16 protein-coding genes are annotated in these 22364 nt (G+C 70.8%); 8 read left to right on the top strand and 8 right to left on the bottom strand.

Annotated features, from left to right (window positions below):
- Positions 1-66: 66 nt before the first annotated feature.
- Together GTZ93_RS24235 and GTZ93_RS24240 are read left to right on the top strand one after the other, a co-directional pair.
- Positions 67-1299 carry a hypothetical protein gene (locus tag GTZ93_RS24235; protein WP_139921440.1) on the top strand — a complete coding sequence of 411 codons (1233 nt, stop codon included), beginning with the start codon at positions 67-69 and terminating at the stop codon, positions 1297-1299.
- Between the two features lie 139 nt (positions 1300-1438).
- Complete coding sequence (locus GTZ93_RS24240; RefSeq protein WP_139921438.1) at positions 1439-3217, top strand: GGDEF domain-containing protein; 1779 nt, start codon at positions 1439-1441, stop codon at positions 3215-3217.
- A gap of 704 nt (positions 3218-3921) precedes the next feature.
- Here the strand turns inward: GTZ93_RS24240 and GTZ93_RS24245 are convergent.
- The 4 genes from GTZ93_RS24245 to GTZ93_RS24260 form a co-directional block, all read right to left on the bottom strand.
- Entirely contained in the window at positions 3922-5583 is a 1662-nt protein-coding gene (locus GTZ93_RS24245) for a hypothetical protein (RefSeq protein WP_139920275.1), read from the bottom strand.
- Positions 5584-5625: 42 nt separating this feature from the next.
- On the bottom strand, positions 5626-7953 hold the full coding sequence (locus tag GTZ93_RS24250; RefSeq protein ID WP_161663022.1) for an alkaline phosphatase PhoX: 2328 nt from the start codon (positions 7951-7953) through the stop codon (positions 5626-5628).
- 148 nt (positions 7954-8101) lie between these two features.
- The gene (locus GTZ93_RS24255; protein WP_180946118.1) at positions 8102-8653 is read right to left on the bottom strand and encodes a DUF192 domain-containing protein; all 552 of its coding nucleotides are present in this window, start codon (positions 8651-8653) and stop codon (positions 8102-8104) included.
- A complete protein-coding gene (locus tag GTZ93_RS24260) occupies positions 8650-9051 on the bottom strand; it encodes a TIGR02266 family protein (RefSeq protein WP_043321926.1) in 402 nt (133 codons plus the stop codon). Before GTZ93_RS24260 ends, GTZ93_RS24255 begins: the two co-directional genes overlap by 4 nt.
- Positions 9052-9076: 25 nt before the next feature.
- Here GTZ93_RS24260 and GTZ93_RS24265 point away from each other — a divergent pair, with 25 nt between their 5' ends.
- The 3 genes from GTZ93_RS24265 to GTZ93_RS24275 all read left to right on the top strand — a co-directional run bounded on the left by GTZ93_RS24265 (position 9077) and on the right by GTZ93_RS24275 (position 12566).
- Positions 9077-11440, top strand: a complete 2364-nt coding sequence (locus tag GTZ93_RS24265; RefSeq protein ID WP_180946117.1) for a hypothetical protein — start codon at positions 9077-9079, stop codon at positions 11438-11440.
- A 54-nt stretch (positions 11441-11494) separates the two neighbouring features.
- On the top strand, positions 11495-12022 hold the full coding sequence (locus tag GTZ93_RS24270; protein WP_139920269.1) for an SRPBCC family protein: 528 nt from the start codon (positions 11495-11497) through the stop codon (positions 12020-12022).
- Positions 12023-12095: 73 nt separating this feature from the next.
- On the top strand, positions 12096-12566 hold the full coding sequence (locus GTZ93_RS24275) for a nuclear transport factor 2 family protein (protein WP_139920267.1): 471 nt from the start codon (positions 12096-12098) through the stop codon (positions 12564-12566).
- A 15-nt stretch (positions 12567-12581) separates the two neighbouring features.
- Here the strand turns inward: GTZ93_RS24275 and GTZ93_RS24280 are convergent, their stop codons facing one another.
- Entirely contained in the window at positions 12582-13550 is a 969-nt protein-coding gene (locus GTZ93_RS24280; RefSeq protein ID WP_139920265.1) for a homoserine kinase, read from the bottom strand.
- Positions 13551-13694: 144 nt separating this feature from the next.
- Here GTZ93_RS24280 and GTZ93_RS24285 point away from each other — a divergent pair, with 144 nt between their 5' ends.
- On the top strand, positions 13695-15302 hold the full coding sequence (locus GTZ93_RS24285) for a tetratricopeptide repeat protein (RefSeq protein WP_120580041.1): 1608 nt from the start codon (positions 13695-13697) through the stop codon (positions 15300-15302).
- Here GTZ93_RS24285 and GTZ93_RS24290 read toward each other — a convergent pair.
- The 3 genes from GTZ93_RS24290 to GTZ93_RS24300 form a co-directional block, all read right to left on the bottom strand.
- Positions 15299-15790 (bottom strand): hypothetical protein, encoded by a 492-nt coding sequence (locus GTZ93_RS24290; protein WP_139920263.1) that lies wholly within the window; start codon positions 15788-15790, stop codon positions 15299-15301. The two genes, GTZ93_RS24285 and GTZ93_RS24290, sit on opposite strands and share 4 nt — an antisense overlap.
- Position 15791: 1 nt before the next feature.
- Positions 15792-17129 carry a cyclic nucleotide-binding domain-containing protein gene (locus tag GTZ93_RS24295; RefSeq protein ID WP_139920261.1) on the bottom strand — a complete coding sequence of 446 codons (1338 nt, stop codon included), beginning with the start codon at positions 17127-17129 and terminating at the stop codon, positions 15792-15794.
- Positions 17130-17233: 104 nt separating this feature from the next.
- Positions 17234-19171 (bottom strand): FHA domain-containing protein, encoded by a 1938-nt coding sequence (locus tag GTZ93_RS24300; RefSeq protein WP_257979342.1) that lies wholly within the window; start codon positions 19169-19171, stop codon positions 17234-17236.
- Positions 19172-19468: 297 nt separating this feature from the next.
- On the opposite strand from GTZ93_RS24300, the gene GTZ93_RS24305 reads away from it, so the two are divergent.
- On the top strand, positions 19469-20950 hold the full coding sequence (locus GTZ93_RS24305) for a TldD/PmbA family protein (protein WP_161663023.1): 1482 nt from the start codon (positions 19469-19471) through the stop codon (positions 20948-20950).
- An 8-nt stretch (positions 20951-20958) separates the two neighbouring features.
- On the top strand, positions 20959-22305 hold the full coding sequence (locus GTZ93_RS24310; RefSeq protein ID WP_121756065.1) for a TldD/PmbA family protein: 1347 nt from the start codon (positions 20959-20961) through the stop codon (positions 22303-22305).
- Positions 22306-22364 lie beyond the last annotated feature (59 nt).

Consider the following 22364-nt stretch of genomic DNA (forward strand, 5'->3'; position numbering starts at 1 on the left):
CTTTTCGCGAGCCGCGCGTTCGAAGAGACATTCCCGGCCCTTGGGGGCCGTTCCCGGGGTGTCCCGATGAATGCCGCCGTGTTGCAATTCCACCACCGCGAAGCCTTCGAGCACACCGTCACGCGCGCGTTGGCGGCAGGCGCCGGAGCGGGGCTGGTGCAGTGGCTGTCCTTCCGCGTGGGCATGCCGATGCCGCTGACGTGGCTGGTACCCGCGGCGGTGGTGCTGGCGTGCGCGCGAGGCGACCGGTGGGACCGGGGCCTCTTGAGTGGCCTGGGGTTGCTGCTCGTCGCGATGCCCTATGGGCTGGGCCTGTCGCCCGCGTGGACGGTGGCCACGAGTGGCGCGGCCGCGGGTGCCCTGCTGGTGCGCTCCCGCCTCAACGACCTGGGCGAGGAGGGACAGGTCGCGGAGGCCCGCCCCACGCTCGTGCACTACGGCCTGGGCGCCGTGCTGGGCGCGGGGCTCACGCTGGCGGGTGGCGTGGTGGCGAACATCCTGTCGGTGCGGCTGGCGTCCGTGGCCACGCCCACGCTGCTGGCGGCGGCGGTGGTGGGCGGCATCGTGGGGCTCTTCGTGGGGCTGGGCGCCATCGCCGCGCACCTGGGGCTGACGGCGGATCCGGTGGAGGCGCGCGCGGAGGAGCTGCTGCCCCAGCTCTCCGGTGACTTCCACACGCTGTCCGAACGCGCGCTGTCCCTCTACCGTCAATGCGGTCAGTCCCTGGCGAAGCTGCCCCGCGAGCCCGCGCGCGAGGAGCTGGCCCGCACGCTGGCGCGGATCACCAGGGGCGCGGTGGAGCTGGCGTCCGAGTGGGCTGGCGTGGAAGCGCAGCTGGAGGAGCGCGCCGCCGCGGAGTTGCAGGCGGAGCGCGAGAGCCTGGAGCGCAGCGCTCGCGCGAGCACGGACGTGGTGGCGCGCCGGCAGTTGGAGGCCGCGGCGGCGTCGCTGGCGGAGGAGGTGGAGCGGCTGGGAGACATGCGTCAGCGGCGCGAGCGAATCCTCGCGAGGCTGCGCGCGGAGGTGGCCCTGCTGGAGCGTGCGCGCGTGGCGCTCCTGTCCTTGCGCAGCGGTCAGGCCCAGCTGAAGGCGGCGGAGCTGGCCTCGCTGGCCCGCCGGTTCCGAGCCCTCTCGACCGCCCAGGGAGAGGAAGGCCAGGCGATGGACGCGGTCGCGGCCCAGGTCACGCTGACCCAGGTGGCGGCGGCGAACGTGGCCCCGGTGCCCCCTGTGGATCCGGGGCCGGACGCGTCCGAGGGCGCCAAGGTGCCGGAAATCCAGCGGATTCAAGGGGAATAGGACCTGGGGAGGCTCACGGGGCCCTCCCGCCCCGGGCCCTGGGGGACGTCCGTGGCAAGCGTCCGTTTTCGATGTTGGCCCTGCCGAGTGGTCGGGGGGGACTGAAGCTTGAGCCAGAGCGCGGTACATTTCGGGAGCCATGAGCCTGCCCTCCCCCAGCAAGCCCGCACCACCTCCGCCCTGGCTCTGGAACGGTGACGAGCCAAGGGTCGCCACCGTCTTCCAGCCCATCGTCGATCTGCTCAGCGGCGAAGTCCTCGGCCACGAGGTGCTGTCGCGAGGCCTGGGCCCGGTGGAGTCCCCCAACGAGCTGTTCAACCGCGCGCGGGTGGAGGGCTTCACCTACGAGTTGGAGCGCGCATGCTGGACCGCGGCGGTGCGTCGCATCGCCACGCTGCCGGAAGCGCAGCGGCGCGGACCGTTCTTCTTCAACGTCAGTCCGGACGTGTTGAGCGACGAGCGCTTTGGCGGCGCGTCCACGCTGGAGCTGCTGCGTCAGCACGGCCTGAGTCCCCAGCAGCTGGTGCTGGAGATCACCGAGCGCAGCACGTTCGAGGACACGGAGCAGCTGCGCATGCTCGCGCGGCGGTATTCGGAGCAGGGCTTCGGCATCGCGCTGGACGACTTCGGCGCGGGGCACTCGGGTCTGGTGACTCTGGTGCACAGCGCGCCGGACTTCATCAAGTTGGATCAGGCGCTGGTGCGGGACATCCACCTGCACACGTACCGGCAGCACCTGGTGAAGTCGCTGGTGGCGTTCGCCCAGCGCGTGGACGCGGTGCTCATCGCCGAGGGCGTGGAGACGTGGAACGAGCTGGCGGTCCTGCTGCGCCTGGGCATCCGGCACGCGCAGGGCTACCTGCTGGCACGGCCCGTGAGCTCGCCGCAGCGGCCGGGAGCGGACTTCGCGGAGCGTTGCCGCGAAGCCATTCGCGCCCTGCACCACCGCGAGCACGAAGATGACGAGACGGTGGGCAGCATGATCATCCGCCCGCCGTGCGCGCCGGTGACGGCGCAGGCGGTGGAGCTGGACCGGCTCTTTCGCCGCACGCCGGGCGAGGACCACGTCGTGCTGCTGGACGGCGAGCAGCCGCACGCGGTGGTGACGCGGCGGAGCTTCTACGCGCGCTTCGGGGGAACCGCCGCCAGCACGGAGTCCGCGCTTCCGGACGAGCCGCGCGAGGCGCCGATGGTGGTGGAGGACGCGACGGCCATCACGGCGCTGGCGCGCATGGCGATGCGCCGTCCGCCCGAGTCCGTCTACGACCCGGTGGTGGTGACGGACGCGAAGGGCCATTTCCTGGGCACGGTGACGATGAAGCAGCTCATCGCGCGGGCCTCGGACCTGGAGCAGCACGCGGCGACGGGCGCGCATCCGCTCACCGATTTGCCCGGCAGCCGGATGATCGAACGGTGGATCCGCGCCGCGCTCCAGGGCAGTGCGTTCACGGTCATCTACGCGGACCTGGATCACTTCGAGGCGTACAACGACCGCTACGGATTCCTCCAGGGCGACCGGGTGATCCGCTACACGGCGAGCGTGCTGTCGGAGTGCCTGCACCTGCTACCGGAAGGCTCGAACCTGGGCCACGTGGGCGGCGACGACTTCGTGCTCGTGTGTCCGGACGCGGTGGCGCCGGAGGTGTTGCGCACGCTCTGCCAGCGCTTCGACGCGGAGAAGGTGCCGCTCTACGGTCCGGAGGACCTGCGGCGCGGCGGCTTCACGGCCAAGGACGCGGCAGGCAACACGGTGCCGGTGACGCTGAGCCTCGCGGCGGTGGACCATCAGGGGTTGTCCGCCAACCCCCACCCCGCGGAGCTGTCCGCCGTCGCCGCGGCCCTGCGCAAGCGAGTGAAGGCCGTCTCCGCGCAGACGCACACGAGCACGTTCCTGTTCCAGCCGGGCGCGGTGAAGTAGCCGGCACGCGCCTCACGTCCCGAGTGAGGCGCGGTCGTCCGTCCGAGCCCACCGAAACGGCACGGCACGCTGTCGGCCTACGGAGATGCCCCGGCCCCGCCGGGACTCCCCGCCAGCGGCCCCCGCACGAACCTGTCCGACTGTCCGACAAGTTGGGAGGACCGGCGATGGGGCCCGCCGCCCCATTCGCGTAGCGGAAACCTCTGTCCGACTGTCCGACAAGTTTGGATGCACCGTGGCGAGAGGGCCACCTGGTCCAGCCGCGCGGCGGAAACCTGTCCGACTGTCCGACAGGTTGGGCGGACCGGGCCGATGGCGGCGGCCACTTGGGCGCCGGAAACCTGTCCGACCGTCCGACAGGATTGGAAGTCCGTGACCAGGAGCCGAGGCCGCCTCCGACCCGAGCAGCAAAAACCTGTCCGACTGTCCGACAGGTATTGAAGGTCATGGCCGGGGCCCGGCCCCTCCGCTCGCCCCACGGAAAGCTGTCCGACTGTCCGACAGCTTGGGCGGACCGGGCCAAGGGCCTCGGCGCCACCCGTGCTGCGGAAACTTGTCCGACTGTCCGACAGGTTTTGCCGCGTCCGGCGGACGGCGGGCACTCTGGATTGCTTGGGCGGGTGATCGTCGCTCCTGGACGCGGTGCGGCGAATCGCTGGCCGGTCCCGACGCTGTGCGACAGACCGCTTCGCGTGCACCGCGTCCTACTCCCAGGTGAGGTGCAACCGGCCGTCGGTGTAGAGGCGACCCGTGGCCTCCAATTCGGTGGAGCCGTTCTCCACGGCGCTGTGCACGTTCGCGGGCGGTGCGAGCAGCGTGTCCCGTCCCAGCGCGAATGCCTGCTCCCGCACCAGCGCCTGGTAGGCCTTGTCGAGTTGAAGCGCCCTCTCCCGTGACGGCGTCACCAACCACGCGAGGTCGCGGTCTCCTCCCGACGCCGCGCGCCTGACCGCTGGCAGGTCCAGCACTCCGTTCGGGAAGAAGCGCGCGAGCAACTCTTCGTTCGCACGGAACTCATCGCCGCCCTGCACGCGCTCGAAGTACGTCGCGGTTTCTGGCGCGGTGTGGCCTGCCTGCGGCACGTCCGGCAGGTCTCGCAGATCCTGGATCCGCCAGCCTTCGAGCCCCGGCACCTTGCGGGGGAACGCGAAGGTCTGGTCCACCGTCACGCCCAGATTCGTGTGGCAGCCCATGCAGTAGGCGTGCTCTTCCAGGGTCTGGAGGCGCAGCCGTCCCTTCGCATCCTCGATGAAGCCCTGCAGGCGCCAGCCGAATTCGTTGATCAGCCCCAACTCCGGCGTGCCAGGAAACGCGGGCAGCCGGCCGCGCACCTTCTTCTCCTGCTCCTCCGCGTAGAAGTTCCGCACGCGGTCGTCCGCCGGCTCCTCGTCCTTGCGCGAATAGCGCAGCTCCTTCAGCCGCGTGGACAGCAGCGAGGGCGCGTCCGGATCCACGTAGCGCACGGTGTGCAGGAACTCCGTGCCCTTCGGGTACGTGTACCGCCGCACCTTCACGTCCGCCGCGCTCCCCGCGTAATGCGCTGGCAACCCGCGCACTCGATCCACGCTCGGGGACAGGACGCCGTCACCATCCAGGTCCATGTTCCCCACGCGCTCGTCCACCGGCTCCACGCGGCGGCTCGCACCCTTCACGTCCAGGAGGTCCGGGTCCACCGTCATCGCGGCCTCCAACACCGCGAGGTTGAAGCGATACACCTCGCGCGACGGCTGCCCGCGCGCATCCTTCTGGAAGGACTCCGGGAGCCGGACGTAGACATCGTCCGTGCTGCCGTTGGTGGGCCAGAACGTTCCCAGGAACGGTTTGTAGCGCACGGCCCGCCAGCCACTGCCGTCCCTCGCGAAGCCCTCCGCGTCGAAGCCCTGCGTCAGGTCCAGGTCCGGAACCCAGCCCTTGTAGCCGCCCGCGCGCCCCAGGAGCGCGGCGCGCAGCGGCGTGTAGTTGTCCTCGCGGATGTACTCGAGCACCTCGTCATCGGTGATGGACGCCATCGCGCGCGTCCGGTCCGTGAAGAGGTTCGTCCAGTGGTTCGTCAGCCCCACGTCGCTGAAGGCGTACTCCGCCTGGAGCGAGTCGTCCGCCATCACGTTGTTGCCAACGCCGCCCGTGTGACACGTCCAGCATGGGTTCGAGACCCCGGCCGTCTTCGTGTAACACATGGACGGAACCGGGGCCTCGCGGTTGGCCACCCGGCTCCCCGCCTCCAGGGCGTGCGCGAGCGGATCAAACGGAGCATCCACCTCGGCGGGCGTGCGCAAACGCCACACGCCCGCCGCCGCGGCGAAGGCCCCCAACGTCAGGACGATGAAGACGGGGCCTCGCACCCCATCGAGCACGGATGAACGCATGCGTCAGGCTCCGTCTTCGTCGACCATCGAAAGGAACGACGACTACGGCCAGACGCTGAAGCTGTCCTCGCCCGGGTGCTGGACGCTGACGAACAGGCTGGTCATGTCCGCGTTGAACGCCGGGCCTGTGGCCTCCGCGTCGCTCGGCATGGAGAGCACTCGGAACGCCTTGCGGAAGTACGGGCTCTCACGGTGCGCGGGCGCCTGGTCCAGGTAGAAGATGCCGTCCGCGACCTTGTTGACCCCGAAGTTGCCGTCCGTGCCGAACCACACGCCGCCCTCGCGGTCGATGACCAGGTTGTCCGGCTTGGCTGCCGCGAACTCAGGCGCCGCGCTGGTGGCCGCCGCCTCTCCCTTCCACACTCGGAAGAAGTCGAACGTCTTCGAACCCGCGGGCGCCGCCGGATCCGCCTCACGGATGGCGAAGAGGGAGCCCACCTTGTCCACCGCGCGGTTGTCCTGCGCGCCGCGATCCTTCTTCACCCACGCGCCGTCCTTCAACTCGGCGGTGGCCACCCGGCCCTGTTGATCCAACGCCGTGGGGTCACCGTGCTCGGTGAAGGCCACGTAGAGCAGCGGCGTGCCGCTGGGGTCCTTCGGGTTCCACTCCGTGTCCTCGGGGCGGTTGAGCTCCATCACGCCCACCTTGTTCGCCGCCGTCCACAAGAGCTTGCGCACCTGGTCGTCGTTGACGAAGCCGCCCATCGCGTTGTGGTTCGCGTCACGCAGCGCCGCGCCCACCTGGAGCGTTGGCTGGCCGAAGGCCGCACCGTTCGGCGCCAGGTCCGTGCTGTCCATGCCCAGCTGGATCCACCGGCCGTGGCCCGGCACCGCGTCCGTGGGCACAACCCCGCCCACCAGCGTGTCGCCCGTCGCGTTGTCCAGGCCCGCGAAGTGCGCCGCGTAGAGCGTGCCCACGTCCAGCAGCGCGCGCACCTGCGCCTTCGTCATCCCCGGCGTGTACCGGCCCTGCGACACGAACTTGAAGATGCGTCCGCCGCGCCGGTCATCGCCGCCGTAGATGACCACGGGCTGGTTCGCGAGCAGCTTCCAGTCCGCGCCCACCACGAAGGTGGCGTTCTCCCAGTGCGCGCGGCCCATCACGCCCAGCTTGCGGTGACCCGCGCCCGGCTTCTCCGCGTCCTTGCCGTACCAGAGGTCCGCCGGCTGGCCCGGATCCACCTCCGTCAGGTAGCCGTAGCCATCCTTCAGGTGTGTGGAGTCGCGGTCCCCGCTGATCATGTCGCCCTCCGCCGGCGCGGAGAAATCAGGCGCGAGCGGAGCCCCCGGCGAGAAGCCCGGCGCCGCTGGAATCCAGTCGTTCTTCCCCGTCCACAGCGCGGCCTCCGGATCGCCATAGACGCCCTGGACGTTCTCCTCGCCGACGATGACCGTGCCCCAAGGCGTCTGGCCACCGGAGCAGTTGGAGTGCGTGCCGGGCACCACGCCCGCCACCAGCGCCAGGCCGGAGTCGTCATGCTCCTCGCCGGAGAGCGTCACACCCACCACCTTCGCCAGGGTGGCGCTGGAGGCGTCGTAGCGCACGTTGGCCGCGTTGCGGTCCACCGCCCAGCCGCCCGTCGCGGGGTCCTGCACCACGCGCATCCAGGTGCCGCCCACCTGCTTCTTCCATTCGCGGTTGTAGGAGACGAGCGCGTCCGCCTGCCACTGCGTGCCGTCCGCCACCGTGTTGGAGAGCGAGCCCGTGTTGCGCAGGAAGCGCGCGAAGTCCAGGTGCTGGCCGATGGGCGCCGTGCCCACGCGCGGCTTCGTGCCGGAGATGTACTCGTGGTTGATCCACATCCAGCCGGCCGCGGCCTGCCCGTGGTACTGCGGCGCGCGTCCGTCCTGCGACCAGCCGTCCCCGAAGAAGGCGATGTAGTCCACGTTCGCGCCGAAGCGCGCACCGCCCTTCGCGAAGGCCAGCGGATCCATCCACTTGATGACCGTGGTCGGATACAGCCCCGGCACCGAACGCACCGTGTCCGTGGACGCGGATGACAGCGGGAACACCAGCGGCGAGGGCAGCTTCCCCGTGACGACCTGCTCCACGCGCGCCTTCACGTACTCCGCCACGTTGGTCGCGCCCGTGCCCAGGTCCCCCCGGAACGTCACGGCGATGACGGACGACAGCGGCGTGCTGGACTCCACGCCCGGCGCGCGCGCCGTGGCACCAGGCCCCGGCTGTCCCTGGGTGCCAGGGCCCGGAGTGCCCGGCTCACCCGCCGGTCCCTGGGCGCCATCCTTTCCGTCCTGGCCCTTGGGGCCATCCGCGCCCGCGGGACCCGAGTCTCCCTCGCAACCCACCCACGTCGCGGTGCCAAGCAGGAGCATCGCGCCAGTGGCGCGGCTCAAAAGACGAGAAGCCATGCAGTGCATCCTCCAGAAGGTGGCGCGCGCTTCGACGCGCGGCGCGAATCCTGCGGAGGCAGCGTGGCGCTACCTTGAGCAGCGCGTCACTTCTTCATCACGGGCAAACCGGGCGCGCGACAAACGCGCATCACCGGCCCCCTTTGCGTCACGGCATGATGGGAATGGTGCTGACGCCCTCGAACTCCGCCGTGCCGCCGCGGACGATGCCGTTCTTCTGGCACCAGCCGCCCGGCACCTCCAGCACGTACTGACTGGGGATGCCCACCGTGCGGTTCGTCAGCGTGCGCGGCTCCGCGTTCTCGATGATGCCCACGACGCGGCCCTCGGACGTGATGAACAACATGTCCAACGGGATGAGCGTGTTGCGCATCCAGAAGCCGCGCACCTCTTCATCCGGGAAGATGAAGAGCATGCCCTGCCCGGCCGACAGCACCTTGCGCCACATGAGCCCGCGCGTGCGCGACTCGCCCGTGGCGGCCACCTCCACCTCCACGCGGTGCACACCACCGTAGGCATCCTTCAGCCGCACGTGCGCACGCGGCAGGGTCGGCATCACGTAGTCCTCCGCCGACACGTCCTTGGACCGGGGACGCGCCGGAGCGGGCGCGGCGGGCTTCGGAGGCGCGGCGGGCGCTTCCTGACACGCGCCGCCCGCGAAGGCCAGCGCCGCCAGGACGAACGTGAGGCGCATCTTCATGGATGCTGGGGATGCAGGGGCTTGTTGAGCAGCTTCTCGGTCAGCTCGGAGCCCAGGCTGTCCGACATGAGCCGCTCCACCAGCGTCTCGAAGTCCACGCGCTGGGACTCGCTGCTGTAGATGAAGCGGATGCCCATGCCGGGCTCCTCCGCGTCGGCCTTGGACCAGACGACTTCGCCCAGTAGTTCGAAAGGTGCCTCTCGGTGCGGCACCGTCAGCTTGAAGAGGAAGCGCGTGCCAATGGGCAGCGGCTTCTTCGTCTTGATGAACGTGCCGCCCTTGCTGATGTTCTTCGTGTAGTCAGCGAAGAACGAATTGAGCTTCTTGTAGTCGACCTTCAGCTCGATGGGCGCACGACCGTGGGTGCGCAGTTCGGATCCGCTCTTCTGTTCGGACATGCGGCCGGGGAGTATAGGGGACGCCATGCGGCAAGTCCTCCCCCGTGCCCGTGCACTGTTGGGCCGTCCAGCCGTCCTGGCCACCGTGCTGCTGCTCGGCGGTGGGGGGTCGGCCCTCGTCCTCCTCCCCCTTTTCGGGGTCCCCGGCTTCGAACTGGGCCTGGCCCTGTCCATCGCCGTCGGCCTGCTCGGAGGGGGGACAGGCATCGCCGCCGCCGCCCAGGAGCGCCGCATCCTCACGGGCGCCGCCCCCCTGCCCGCCCGGGTGGAAGCGTCCGCCCTGCCCGGAACCGCCGTGGGCCGCGCCCTGGGCGCCAGCGCCGTCCTGAACCTGGGGGTGCTCGTCCCCCCCTTCGTGTGCGCCCTGCTCTTCGCCCGGCTTCGCACCGCGTGCGACCCCTTCGAACTGGCGGGCTTCTACCCCCTGCTCACCATCCCCTCCGCCCTGGTGGCCTCCGCGGCGGGCGTGCTCCTGGGCTTCGCGACGGCCCGGCCCCGGGGCGCGGCGGGCCTGTACGCCCTGCTCCTCCTCGCCTCACTGGCGGTGACGGTGTGGCCCATCGTCTTCGGGCCCCAGGTGTTCGCCTTCAACATCTTCCTGGGCCACCTGCCCGGCCCGCTCTACGACGAGGCCCTCCAGATGACGGCCGCGCTGGGCTGGTTCCGCCTGGAGACGCTCCTGTGGGTGGGGGTCTTCGCGGGGCTCGCCATGGCGCTGCTGGACGTGCGCACCGGGCGCCTGACGCTGAAGGGCGCGCGCCCCGGTGGACTGCTGGGCCTGGTGCTCCCCTGTGTCCTGGGCATCCTCTGGCTGGAGTCCCGCGCGCCGCAGCTGGGCCTGCGGATGAGCGACACGTACCTCTCCGAGCAGCTGGGCGGCGTGCGGGAGACGGAGCACTTCGTCCTGCACTACCCGCGCGGCAAGGCGCGCCAGGACGTGGACCGCATGGCCCGCGACCTGGAGTTCCGCTTCACCCAGACGTCGGGCTTCCTGGGCGTGGCCCCCACGGAGCGCGTGCGAGTGTGGCTCTACCGCACCGAGGAGGAGAAGCAGCGGCTGGTGGGCGCCGGCCGCACCCAGTTCGCCAAGCCCTGGCGCACGGAGCTGCACATCCAGGACAAGCCCTTCCCCCACTCCACGCTGCACCATGAGCTGGCACACGTGATGGCAGGCCCCGCGGGCTCCGGCTTCTTCCGCGTCACCACCCGGCTGGGCGTGTGGCCGTTGATGGGCGTGATTGAAGGGCTCGCGGTGGCCGCGGACGACCCCGTCCAGGGCGAGCTCACCCTGCACCAGTGGGCCGCGGGCATGCGCCGGCAGGGACTGGCCCCGGACATGCGCGACCTCATGGGGCCCAAGGGCTTCTACCAATCCGCCCCGGCGCGCGCGTACACCGTGGCGGGTTCGTTCCTGCGCTACCTGGCGGACACCTACGGCGCGGACCGGCTGCGCGCCGTCTACGCGCACGCGGACTTCAACGAAGCCTACGGCCGCCCCCTGGACGAGCTCGTCACCGAGTGGGAGCGCACCCTGGACGCGCTGCCCCTGGACGCGTCCGCGCTCGCGCGCGCCTTCGCCCGCTTCCGCACCGGCAGCCTCTTCACCCGCGCCTGCGCCCGCGAGGTGGCCCGCCTGTCGGACTCCGCCCGCGAATCGCTCGCCAGCGACCCGCAGGACGCGCTCCAGCGCTACCAGCGCGCCGCCCGGCTCCAGCCGGAGGAGCCGTCCTACCAGCTGGGCCAGGCCGTGGCCCTGGACGCCCTGGAGCGCGGGCCCGACGCGGCGAAGGTGCTGGCCACGCTCGCGGACCAGGTGAAGGACCGGCCCGCGCTCGCCGCGGAGGTGGCCGTGGCCCGCGCCGACGTGGCCCTCCACCTGGAGGACGTGGAGGGTTCGCGCGCCTTCCTCCAGGCCGCGCTCGCGTTGGATCCGGGGCCGGAGCTCACGCGCACCGCCCAGGTGAAGCTGGCCGCGCTGGAGACGCCGTCGCGCCGCGCGCCCATCGAGGCGTACTTCCGCGCGCCGCAGGAGGAGCTGCGCCTCTTGCTGCTGGACCGAGCCCTCCTCGCTTCGCCGATGGATCCATGGCTGCGCTACCTGCTGGGGCGGCGGCTGCATCAGGTGGGGGCCCCGGCGCTCGCGGGCGAACAGCTCCAGCGCGCTCTTTCGGACACCACCCTCCCGGAGGCCATCCGCCGGGAAGCCACGCGGCTGCGAATCGAGGCCGCCTACCTGGCGGGCGACTGCGGCGCCGTGCGGCATGAAATGGGCGCACTGCCGGACTACGGGGCCGCCTTCCGTGCGTCGGCCTCCGAGTGGCAGGCCCGTTGTGACTTCGAGCAGACGGCCTATCGCGGGCCCCTGGTGCCGCGTCAGGCTTTCCGCTAGACGCGGGCCCCTGCGCAGAGACGACTCACGCATCGACGGAAAGGTGGATGGGGCATGCACTTCGAGAAGACGCAGTACATCCAGGGGACGGTGGACGAAGTGGAGCGCGCGCTCTTGGACGAGCGCTACTTTCCGTACCTCCTCCAGCACCACGGCGTGCTGCTGGAGTTGCAGCCCCAGGAGGTGCGCGTCGACGGTGACCGCGTTCACCGCAAGGTGCGCTACCGCCCCAAGCCCGTCATCTCCTCCGTGGGCCCCAAGAAGGTGTCGCCGGAGTGGTTCGCCTTCATCGAGACGTCCACCTACGACAAGCGCACCAAGCAGCTCACGTTCACCAACACGCCCACGTCCCACACCATCTCCAAGATGCTGGTGAACTCGGGCGTGCTGAAGCTGCGCGACCTGGGCAATGGCCAGACGGAGCGCAAGATGGAGGGCGAGCTGTCGCTCAAGGTGCCCTTCCTGCTCAAGCCGGTGGCGATGATTGCCGAGCCGCTCATCAAGACGGAGGGCCTCAAGATCCTCGACGGCGAGCTGCCCGTGCTCAACCGCTTCATCGCTGAAGTCATCCGCGCCAAATAGTCAAAGCGCACGGAGGGCGGCGGGGCCGGGGAATGGGTTGACACAAATGCGGTTGAACCCATAAGGCCCCGCCATGCACAACCGCTTCCTCGCCCTCTGCGCCGTCTTCTTCCTGGCCGCATGCGCCCCGAAGCGCATCCCCGGCACGGAGCTGGAAGACACCGGTGAAACCCGCGCCATCCTCTCCGTGATGGAGAAGTATCGCGCCGCCCTGGAGGCCCGCGACGCGAAGGCCATCCAGGCGCTGGTGTCCCCGAAGTTCCGCGACGACGGCGGCACCCCGGACGACCCGTCTGACGACCTCACCGCCGCCAACCTCGAGTCCCACCTCCGGTCCCTCTTCCAGAAGCTGCAGAACCCCAAGGTGGACTTCAACATCCGCCGCGTGGAGTTCCGCGAGGACGACGTCGCGCTCGCCATCTACTACTGGAACGCGTCCTGGCGCATGCCCGGCCTCAACGCCCGGCCCCAGCAGGACTCGGAGCTGGAGCAGATGGTGTTCCAGAAGGTCGGCGGCGACTGGAAGATCCTCTCCGGCATCTAGCCACCTGCCTTCCCCTCAGGCGCCCACGAGCGCCCTCAGCCCGTCCGGGCCCATGTCATCCAGGGCCCGCGCGCGGGACAGGTAGGTGCGGAAGTCCTTGGGCGCGAGCTTGTCCGCGCCCAGCGGGGACAGGTGGTAGTCGCGGATGCGGCTGGTGGTGAAGCGCACCGCGCCGTAGAGGGCGTGGCCGTACAGCGCCCGCTTCTCCACGTCCGACAGCGGCCGCGCGTCCTGGTAGCCGCGCAGCAGCGCCTGGCACCGCTCCGGCTGGTAGGCCCCCTCGAAGCACCACGCGTTGAGGGTGACGGCCACGTCCAGCGCGTACGCGTCCACGCAGGCCATCTCGAAGTCGAAGAAGGCGCCCACGCGGTCGCCCAGCCACTTCACGTTGTCCAGGAAGAGGTCCGAGTGGATGACGCCCCGGGGCTCCAGTCCCTGGCGCTCGGCTTCCACGCGAGAGAGGTACCGCTCCAGCTCCGTCGCCACCGAGACGAGCTCCGGCTCCGGCCGCTGGGACAGGCCTTCCAGCCAGCCCTTCACCACGCCAGGGCCGTAGGGGTTCGCGCGCGTGCCCCCGAAGGACTGCGTCACCCGGTGCAGCTTGCCCAGCTCGGCGCCGAGGCGCTCCAGCACCTCCGGCGTGAGGCGGTCGCGGGTGTACTCCTCGCCGGCCAGCCACTTGAAGACGCTGATCCGCCCGCCGTGCAGCTCCAGGAAGGGCGTGGGCCCCGGAGGCACCAGCAGCACCGGCGCGGGGAAGTGCGCTTGGGACAGGTGCTCCAACAGGGACGCCTCGAAGCGCAGGTCGTCCGGCGAGCGCACCGTCGTGTGGCGCACGAAGACGCGGCCTGAGTCCGTCTCCAGCCGGTGGTTGGTGTTGATGGATCCCTGGGGAATCGGCGTGATGGAGCGCACCGCCCCCAGGCCCCAGACTTCCGCCACGTGGGTGAAGGCCTCGGGGGGAAGTGTCGTGTAGACGGCCATGACGTGCCTCCGGGGCGTGCCGCCCCCGCGTGCGTGCTGCCCCCACCCGTTGACACCCCAGGGGGCCGGACCTATCTGTCCATGCCCGTCCTACTTCGCATAACTGTCTGAAAATCTTCAATCTTTGCGCGTGAGGCCACCCCCATGGAAACGTCGGGCCGCGGTGACTGGAAGCGTCGCGAGGGACTGGGCAGCGCCCTGGCCCAGATTGGCGCCGTCGCCGCGCTGCTCGCCGCGGGTGTCGCCTGGTACGTGCACCAGGGGCAGGTGCGCCAGGAGGTGGACGCCCACCTGCGCACGGCGCGCTCCGCCGTGCTGAAGGGCAACCCCAGCGACCTGGCCATGGCGCAGCAGAACCTGGAGGCCCTCTTCGCGCTCGCGCCGGACTCGCGCGACGCGCGGGCGCTGGCCGCGGACCTCCAGGCGGAGCTGTGGCTCACCCACCACCAGCCCGGCGCGGAAGCGAAGGCGCGCGAACAGTTGGAGCGCGCGGAGACGCTGGGCTCGCGCTCCGGTGAGCGCTACGGCGCCCGGGCGCTGCTGCTCGTGGGCTCGGGGCAGACGGCGGAGGCGCACAAGCTGCTGGAGGAGCTCAAGTCCCAGGGCGCCAACAGCCCCCGGCTGACGCTGGCCCAGGCGCGGCTGCTGCAGAAGGAGGGGCACCTCTCGGAGGCCCGCCAGGCCTTCGCGCGCGCGGCGGAAGGGGCCTGGAAGGATCCGCGCTTCTCCGTGGCCTACGGTGAAGCGCTGCTCGACGAGGGGATGTTCCCCCAGGCCGTGGAGGCCTTCGCGCGCGCCACCACCGCGAACCCGGACCACCTGCTGTCGCGGGTGACGTCCGCCCTGGCGCAGCTGTACGCGGGGCGGCCTCCGGACGGCGTGACGGCGTTGCTGGAGGAGGTGCGCTCGCGCGGCAAGGAGCTGACGCCCGCGCTCCAGGCCCGCATGGCGGTGGCCCAGGCGGAAGTCTCCCTGGCGAAGGGCTCCCCGGACGAGGCGCTCACCCACGTGGACGCGGCGCTCAAGGCCTGGCCGGACGAGCACTACGCCCTCTTCACCCGGGGCCGTGCGCTCGCGGTGAAGCGCGCCCCGGACGCCCGCCAGGCCTTCGAGGCGGCGGCGGCGAAGCGGCCCACCGCGCCGCTCCTGACGCTGGAGGGCGCGCGGCTGCTCCAGGCCCAGGGCGACGGCGAGGGCGCGCTGGCCATGCTGGACGCCTACGAGAAGACCTTCCGCGAGGTGAAGGTGCGGACGGCGGACGGCAAGGAGCTGCCCGCGTTGGACAAGGACGACCGGTACTGGCTCACGCGCGGCGGCGTGATGGAGGCGGCCGGCCGTCAGGACGACGCGCTCGCGGCCTACGACAAGGCGCTCTCGGCGCGCGGCGTGGGGCTGGCGCGGGCGCAGTACGCCAAGGGCGCGCTGCTGCTCGCACGCAAGGACTTCGACGGCGCGAAGTCGCTGCTCACCGCCGTGGCTCCGGAGACGGGCGCGGGCAGCATGCCGGAGGCGTACGCGGCGCTGGGCGAGCTGCTCTTCGCCCAGGGCGAGTTCGCCTCCGGGTGCCAGCAGCACTACTTCTCACTCGTGCGCGCCCGCGCCCAGGGCGCGCCCGTGGAGCAGCTGGCCACGCGCGCCAACGACATCAAGAAGCGCCTGGAGACCAGCGGCCAGCCCGCCATGGCCAAGGCCTGGCTCACGGAGGCAGGGCCGCTCTTCCAGCAGCAGTCACCCGAAGCGGTGACGCGTTAGAGCAGCTCCGAGGGGTCCAACTGGCGCTGCTTCGCCTTCACCACGCGCCACTCGCCATCCTCTTCCTTCTCGAAGGTGCCCTCGATGGCGTAGGCGTTGAGGACGCTGTCCTTCGCCAGGTCCTCCAGCTTGTCCGCCTCCGAGCGGCCGAAGATGAAGCGCGCCTGGAAGTCACCCTGCGTGGGCGACACCTCGTGCACGTCGATGTCGGTGGTGAAGATGCGGACCCACTGGCCCCGCAGCACCTGCGCGGCCAGGATTCCGCGCACGTCCTGCTTGCTCCAGCCTTCCTTCGTCTTGAAGCGCTCGGACACGCCCTCCATCACCCCGCCCACGTCCTTCTCCTCCGCCGAGCGCGTCATCGCGATGATGCGCCGGGTGACGGCGTCCTTCACGCCCGGCTCCTCGCGCGGCCAGAGGAACAACACGAGCGCGGCGGCGAGCACCGCCGCCATGCCGCTCACCACCCGGGTTCGAGTCAGCACCATCTCAGGCGGCCCCGGTCTCCGGCTCCAGCATCATGTCGTCCGCGTCGATGATTTCCAGCGGGCGCAGCGCTTCGCCAATCTGCTTCAGGCGCCGGTCGGACAGCTGCTCCAGGTACGTGCGGATGTTGGGGAAGGACGTCACCAGCTCCTGGAAGGCCTCGCGCTTGAGCCACCCCGCCGCCGTCTTGCGCGTCACCGACACCGTGGCCGTGGCCCTCAGGCCCGTGAGCAGTGAAATCTCTCCCGCCACGTCGCCCTCGCGCAGCACGCCCAGCGTCACCATGCCGCCCGCCGGGTCCTCCTTCTGCACCGTCAGCTCGCCGGCCAGCACCAGGAAGAGGCCCTGGGAGTACTCGCCCTCCACCAGGACCCTCTCGCCGGGCTGCAGCGCGCGGAAGGTGAAGCGCTGGAAGAACGCGCCCCGCTCCGACTCCGGCAGCTGCTGGAACAGGGGCGAGTTCGCCATCAGGTTGCGCATCATGCGCTGCTGCGCGAAGTCCGCCAGCAGCTGCGGCACCGCCGGGTGGCTCTTCGCCACCGCGTTGAGGTGTTCGCGGCGGATTTCAAAAACTTCCGAGTCCGACACCGCCGTCACCGACGCGGTGGGCGGCGCGCCCGTGAGCAGCGCCAGCTCGCCGAAGATGGAGCCGCCGCCCAGGAAGCCCAGCGTGCGTTCCTCGCCGTCCGTCCGGCGCGTCACCTCCGCCTTGCCGGCGACGATGACGTGCAGGTGGTCGTCCGGCTCGCCCTCGCGGCTGATGACCTCCTCCGGCTTGATGGTGCGCCACACCATGCGCCCCACCAGGTCCAGGAACGCGTCCCGGTCCAGGTCCGCGAACAGCGGCAGGGGCGGACGGCTCTGCGGATCCGCGGTGCCGCCGGTGTCCGGCGCGGCCAGCACTTCAATGGCGCGGTTGGACAGCTCCTCGCCCACCAGGCCCATCAGGTCCGTGTCCACCTTGCCGTCGTACAGGTGCTCCGGCGGCAGCGGCGGCGGCACGGCGGCACGGCCCGGGGCGCTGCGCGCGGCGCGCGAGTGCACGCGGTAGAGCGTCTCCTTCAGGCGGCGCTCGTTCGGCGACAGCTCCAGGGCCAGCTTGCACGCGGCCATGGCGCTCAAGAGGTAGTCGCGGCGCAGCAGCCCCTCCGCGCACGCGTGGTACGCGGTGACGGCGCGCTCGCGCTCCCCCAGCTCCGCCAGACACCGGGACGCCAACATGCGCGAGCGGTGGTCCGCGGGCACGCGGCGAACGGCCTCCGCGAAGACGGCGAGGGCGCGCTCGAACTGGCGCTCCTCGAACAGGTCCATGCCCAGCTCACGCAACGACGACTCGTTCATCCGGTGTCTCCAGACCGCGCACGACGACAGGTGTGACAGGGATACATGAAAGAGGCCGCCCACCCTCATCCCACGGGCGGCGGCCCCCTGACTCCAGCTTCGCGCTACGAACCGCCGGCCTTCTGCAGGTCGCTCAGCGCCATCTCCGCCTTGCGCTTCACGTCCGCGCCCTCCGCGGAGGACTCGATGACGATCTTGAACTGCTCCGTCGCCAGGGCCGGGTCGCGGTCGCGCGAGATGTACGCCGACAGGTACAGCTCCTCCACCTTCTTCTGCAGCTCGTCCAGGCCGTCGCGGGCGCGCGAGTCACCCGGGTTGAGGCGCAGCGCCTCGCGGAAGCTGCGGCCCGCCAGCGGGAACTCCTTGCGCTTGAAGGCCGCCTGCCCCGCCGCCACCGACGCGGAGGCCAGCTCGTTGTCCAGCGTGTCGCCCAGCGAGCCCGCGAAGCCAATCTGCCGGTACACCTCCACCGCGCGGCGCAGCGGCTTCACGGAGGCCTCCAGCGAGTTGTTCTCGTACTTCTTCTGGCCCTCCTCGAAGGCGGAGCGGAACTGGGGGATGAGCTTCTTCAGGTTGCGCGCACGGGCCTGGATGTCCGCCTCGCTCCGGTACTTGTCCATCACCCGGTCCACCTCCAGCGACGCGCGCTGGAAGTCTCCGCCGTTGAAGCGGCGCTCCACGTCCTGGAAGGCCTCCGCCACGAACTCCGCGCGGCGCTGCTTGGCGTTCTCCGCGGCCACCGCCTGCCGGACGCCCGCCTGCCGCGCGGCCTGCTGCGCCTCCTTGGCCAGCTGGTTCACCAGGTCCGTGAGCTTCTCCTCATAGAGCGAGCGCGTGCCCTGCGGCAGCTCCGCGATGAGGGTGCGCGCGTCGTCCGGCCGGCGCTCCGTCAGCGCGGCCTCCACGAGGCTCAGCGTGTACGCCTGCTCCTTGGCGTCCAGCTCCTCCTCCAGCTTCTTGCGCACCTCGTCCGTGCGCGCCGTGCCCTGCGGCGTGCCGGTCAGCTTCGCGCGCGCGTCCGGGTAGCGGTTCTCCGCCATCAGGTCCCGGGTCGCCTGGAAGGCGTCCATGATGTCCTGGAGCTGCTGGGCCGCCTTGGCCACGCCGTCCACGTCGATGCCCACGCGCAGCTTCTCCGCCTCCTGGGCGAAGCGCACCGCGTCCGGATAGTCGCCGTCGCGCACCTTGTCGCGCGCACGCTGCATCAGTTCCTGGGCGCGCGCCTGGCTGGGGTCCACCACCGGCTTGGGCGGCGGCTTGTTCCCGCCGGACATCGCCAGACCGGCGATCAGCATCAGGAGCACCAGGCCACCCACCGCCGCGCCCACCTTCATCTTGAAGGTGATCTTGAAGCCCTCGCGCGCCGTCGAACGCACCGGACGCGGACGGGGTACGCCCGTCTTGCGCGCCTTCTCGTCGCGCATCAGGTCCGCGATCTTGTAGTTCGCGTTGGTCTTCTCATCCAGGCGCGGGTCCTTCTTCTCCTCCCTCTTTTCCTCCTTCTTCTCATCCGACTCGCCGGACTCGGCCTTGGCGCGCATCTCCTTGATGAGCTCGCCCTCGTCCACGAAGCGCAGGCGCGTCTTGCCCACGGAGATTTCGTCTCCGTGCTTCAGGATGCACTCGTCGACCTTCTGGTCGTTCACCTGGGTGCCGGAGATGCCGCCCAGATCGCGCATCACCACGCCGCTCTCGCCGTAGACGAGCTCCAGGTGACGCCGGGACACCGTCTGGTCGCCCAGGGCGAAGTCGCAGTCCTTGCTGCGCCCCACCACCATGCGCACGCCCTTGAAGCGCTTCTTGCGCCCCTTGTCCGGGCCGTCCAGCACCAGCATCAGCACCGGGGGGCCGGCGCGCGTCGTCTCGGAGTTGTCCTCCTCCTCGGCGGGCTCCTCCGCCTCCGGACGCACGTCGTCAATGGAGGCCACCCGCGTCTCGCCCGTGCGCGAGCGAACGGGCTCCGCGTCGCCGTACAGCTCCGGGTCTCCCCCGTCCTGGCTGTCTTCGCCGGAGAGTGGCGCGGACCAGTCTTCATCCGGCACGGCGGAGACGCGGCGGGAGCCACCCCCCGCGGGAGCTTTGGGTCGGCGGTCCGCCGTCGCGCCTCCGGCCGAACGGCCGGTGCCCGAACGCGATGACGGTGATGGACGGCGAGGAGGCATGGGTGGGTCCAGGTTGAAGCGGCGATCATCTTAGAGCGCCCACCGCACGGTGGGAATGCGCTCCCAGCGTTCCTTTCAGGGAAGACGGGCTCAATCCGGTTCGTTGGCCCGCACGGCGTCCCGTCTCCGATGTAGGTTTCCTCCATTCCCGCTTCCCCAAGAGCCACGAGCCCCTCCATGCCCCGAGCCCTCGCGTCCTCCCGGCGCGCCCGTCCCGCCCAGCTCGCCCCCCCGGCCGCGAGGCAGTCGGCCGCCTCCCCGCTCCTGCCCCCCGGTCTCCTGGAACGTCTGCTGGCGGAAGCCATGGGCCGGGGCGCGGACTTCGCGGAGGTGTACGTGGAGCGCACGTCCACGACCGCCGTGGTGCTGGAGGAGCAGCGCATCCGCAGCGCGCAGGTGGGCCTGGTGCAGGGCGTGGGCGTGCGGGTCATCGCCGGGGCCAAGGTGGGCTATGCCTACTCCGACGACTGGGACGAGGCCGCGCTCGTCCGCGCCGCGCGCACCGCCGCGATGATTGCCCAGGGCGGCGGCTCCGAGCGCGCCTACCCCGTCAAGCGCGTGCCGGTGCCCAGCCACTACCGCGTGGCCCAGCCGCTGGAGGACGTGGCGGTGGCGCGCAAGACGGCGCTCCTCACCCGCGCGAACACGGCCGCCCGCGCCTTCGACTCGCGCATCCAGCAGGTGAACGCGTCCTACGTGGATCAGACCAAGCGCATCGCCGTGGCCAACACCACCGGCCGCTTCAGCGAGGACACGCAGGACCAGTCCCGCATGAGCGTGCACGTGGTGGCGCTGGGGAAGAACGGCGAGCGGCGCACCGGCATGTACGGCAGCGGCGGCCGGGTGTCCTTCAGCTACTGGGACGGCGTGACGCCGGAGTCCGTGGCGGAGGAGGCCGCGCGCCAGGCCATCGCCACGCTGGGCGCGGTGGACTGCGTGGCGGGGCCGCAGACGGTGGTGCTGGCGCCGGGCTGGAGCGGCATCCTCCTGCACGAAGCCGTGGGCCACGGCCTGGAAGCGGACTTCATCCGCAAGGGCACGTCGCTGTTCGCGGGCAAGCTGGGGGAGAAGGTGGCCTCGGAGCTGGTGACGGTCATCGACGACGGCACGGTGTCCAGCGCGCGCGGCTCCATCAACATCGACGACGAGGGCGTGCCCGGCGAGCGCAAGGTCCTCATCGAGAACGGCGTCCTCAAGGGCTACCTCTATGATCAGCTCAACGCGAAGCTGATGAACCAGCGCTCCACGGGCAGCGGCCGGCGGGAGTCGTTCAAGAGCCTGCCCCTGCCGCGCATGACGAACACCTTCCTGGCGCCCGGAGACCACGCGCCGGAGGACATCCTCAAGGAGGTGAAGCGCGGGCTGTACTGCGCCACCTTCGGCGGAGGACAGGTGGACATCAGCAACGGCAACTTCGTCTTCGAGGTCAGCGAGGCCTACCAGATTGAAGACGGCAAGCTGGGCCGCCCGGTGAAGAACGCCATCCTGATTGGCGTGGGGCCAGAGGCGCTGAAGAACATCAGCCGCGTGGGCTGCGACCCGATGCCGGACCCCGGCATGGGCGTCTGCGTGAAGGACGGGCAGATGATGCCCGTGGGGGTGGGCCTGCCCACCGTGCGAATCGACAACGTCACCGTGGGCGGAACGAAGGTCGGCTGAGGACAACCGTGAACTACGAACAGCTCGCGAAGAAGGTCGTTCAGCGCGCCGTGAAGAAGGGCGCGAAGCAGGCGGAGGCGTATCTGGAGGTGGGCCGCCAGAGCAGCGTGCGCGTCCGCGAAGGACAGATTGAGGACCTCACGGAGGCCACCAGCAAGGGCCTGGGCATCCGGGTCATCGTGAAGGACCGGCTGGGCTTCGCGTACACGTCCGACTTCACGCCCGCGGGCCTGGAGCGCGTGGTGGACCTGGCCGTGCAACTGGCGGAGGCCGCCGCGCCCAACAAGCTCAACGGCCTGCCCGGCGCGAAGGACCTGGGCAAGCGCGGCGACACCGGCATCCTCTTCGACCCCAAGGTCGCGAACCTGCCCGGGGACTGGAAGATCCAGGCCGCGCTGGAGGCGGAGCGCGCGGGCCGGGCCCAGGACGCGCGCGTCGTCACCTTCGACTCCGTGTCCGCCGGTGACTTCGTGGCGGAGGTGTACCTCGCGTCCAGTGAGGGCACGTCCGGCGGCTACTCCGGCACGTACGTGTACCTGGTCGCGGTGCCGGTGGCGTCTCAGAACGGGCAGCTCCAGACGGGCTACTGGCTGGACTACAAGCGCTTCCTGGACGACCTGGAGTCCCCCGAGTCCATCGGCCGCGAGGCCACGAAGCGCGCCGTGCGCATGCTGGGCGCGAAGCCGGTGAAGACGCAGCAGGTGCCGGTGGTGTTCGACCCGCTGGTGGCCGCGAGCTTCGTGGGCAACCTGTCCCAGGCCGCCAACGGCAACGCCGTGTACCAGCAGTCCAGCGTGCTCGCGCCCCACCTGGGCAAGCGGCTCGCGGGCAAGCACGTCACGCTGGTGGATGACGGCCTGCTGCCCCGGGGCCTGGCCACCGCGCCGTTCGACGGAGAGGGCGTCCCCACGCGCCGCACGCCCATCCTGGATCAGGGCGTGCTGTCCGGCTTCCTCTACGACGCCTTCACCGCGCGCAAGGCGAAGGCGCGCACCACGGGCAACGCGTCGCGCGGCTACAGCGCGCTGCCGGGCATCGGCACCACCAACCTCTACCTGGAGAAGGGCACCAAGACGCCGGAGGAGCTGATCCGCGAAGTGCCCCAGGGCCTCTACGTCACCGCCCTGCTGGGCCACGGCGCGGATCCGGTGTCCGGGGACATGTCCTGCGGGGCCAACGGCCTTTGGATCGAGAACGGTGAGCTGACCCACCCGGTGCAGGAGGTGACCGTCGCGGGCCACCTCCTCCAGATGTTGAAGGACGTGGACGCGGTGGGCAGCGACCTCCAGTTCCGGGGCGGCAGCGTGGGCGCGCCCACTGTCCGCTTCCGACAGCTCACCGTGTCGGGCGCGTAGCCAGCCCGGCCCGGTCGCCTACGCTCGCGGACCTCCTCCCCCAACGGTACGAGGTCCGT

Source organism: Corallococcus exiguus (assembly GCF_009909105.1).
GTDB lineage: Bacteria > Myxococcota > Myxococcia > Myxococcales > Myxococcaceae > Corallococcus > Corallococcus exiguus.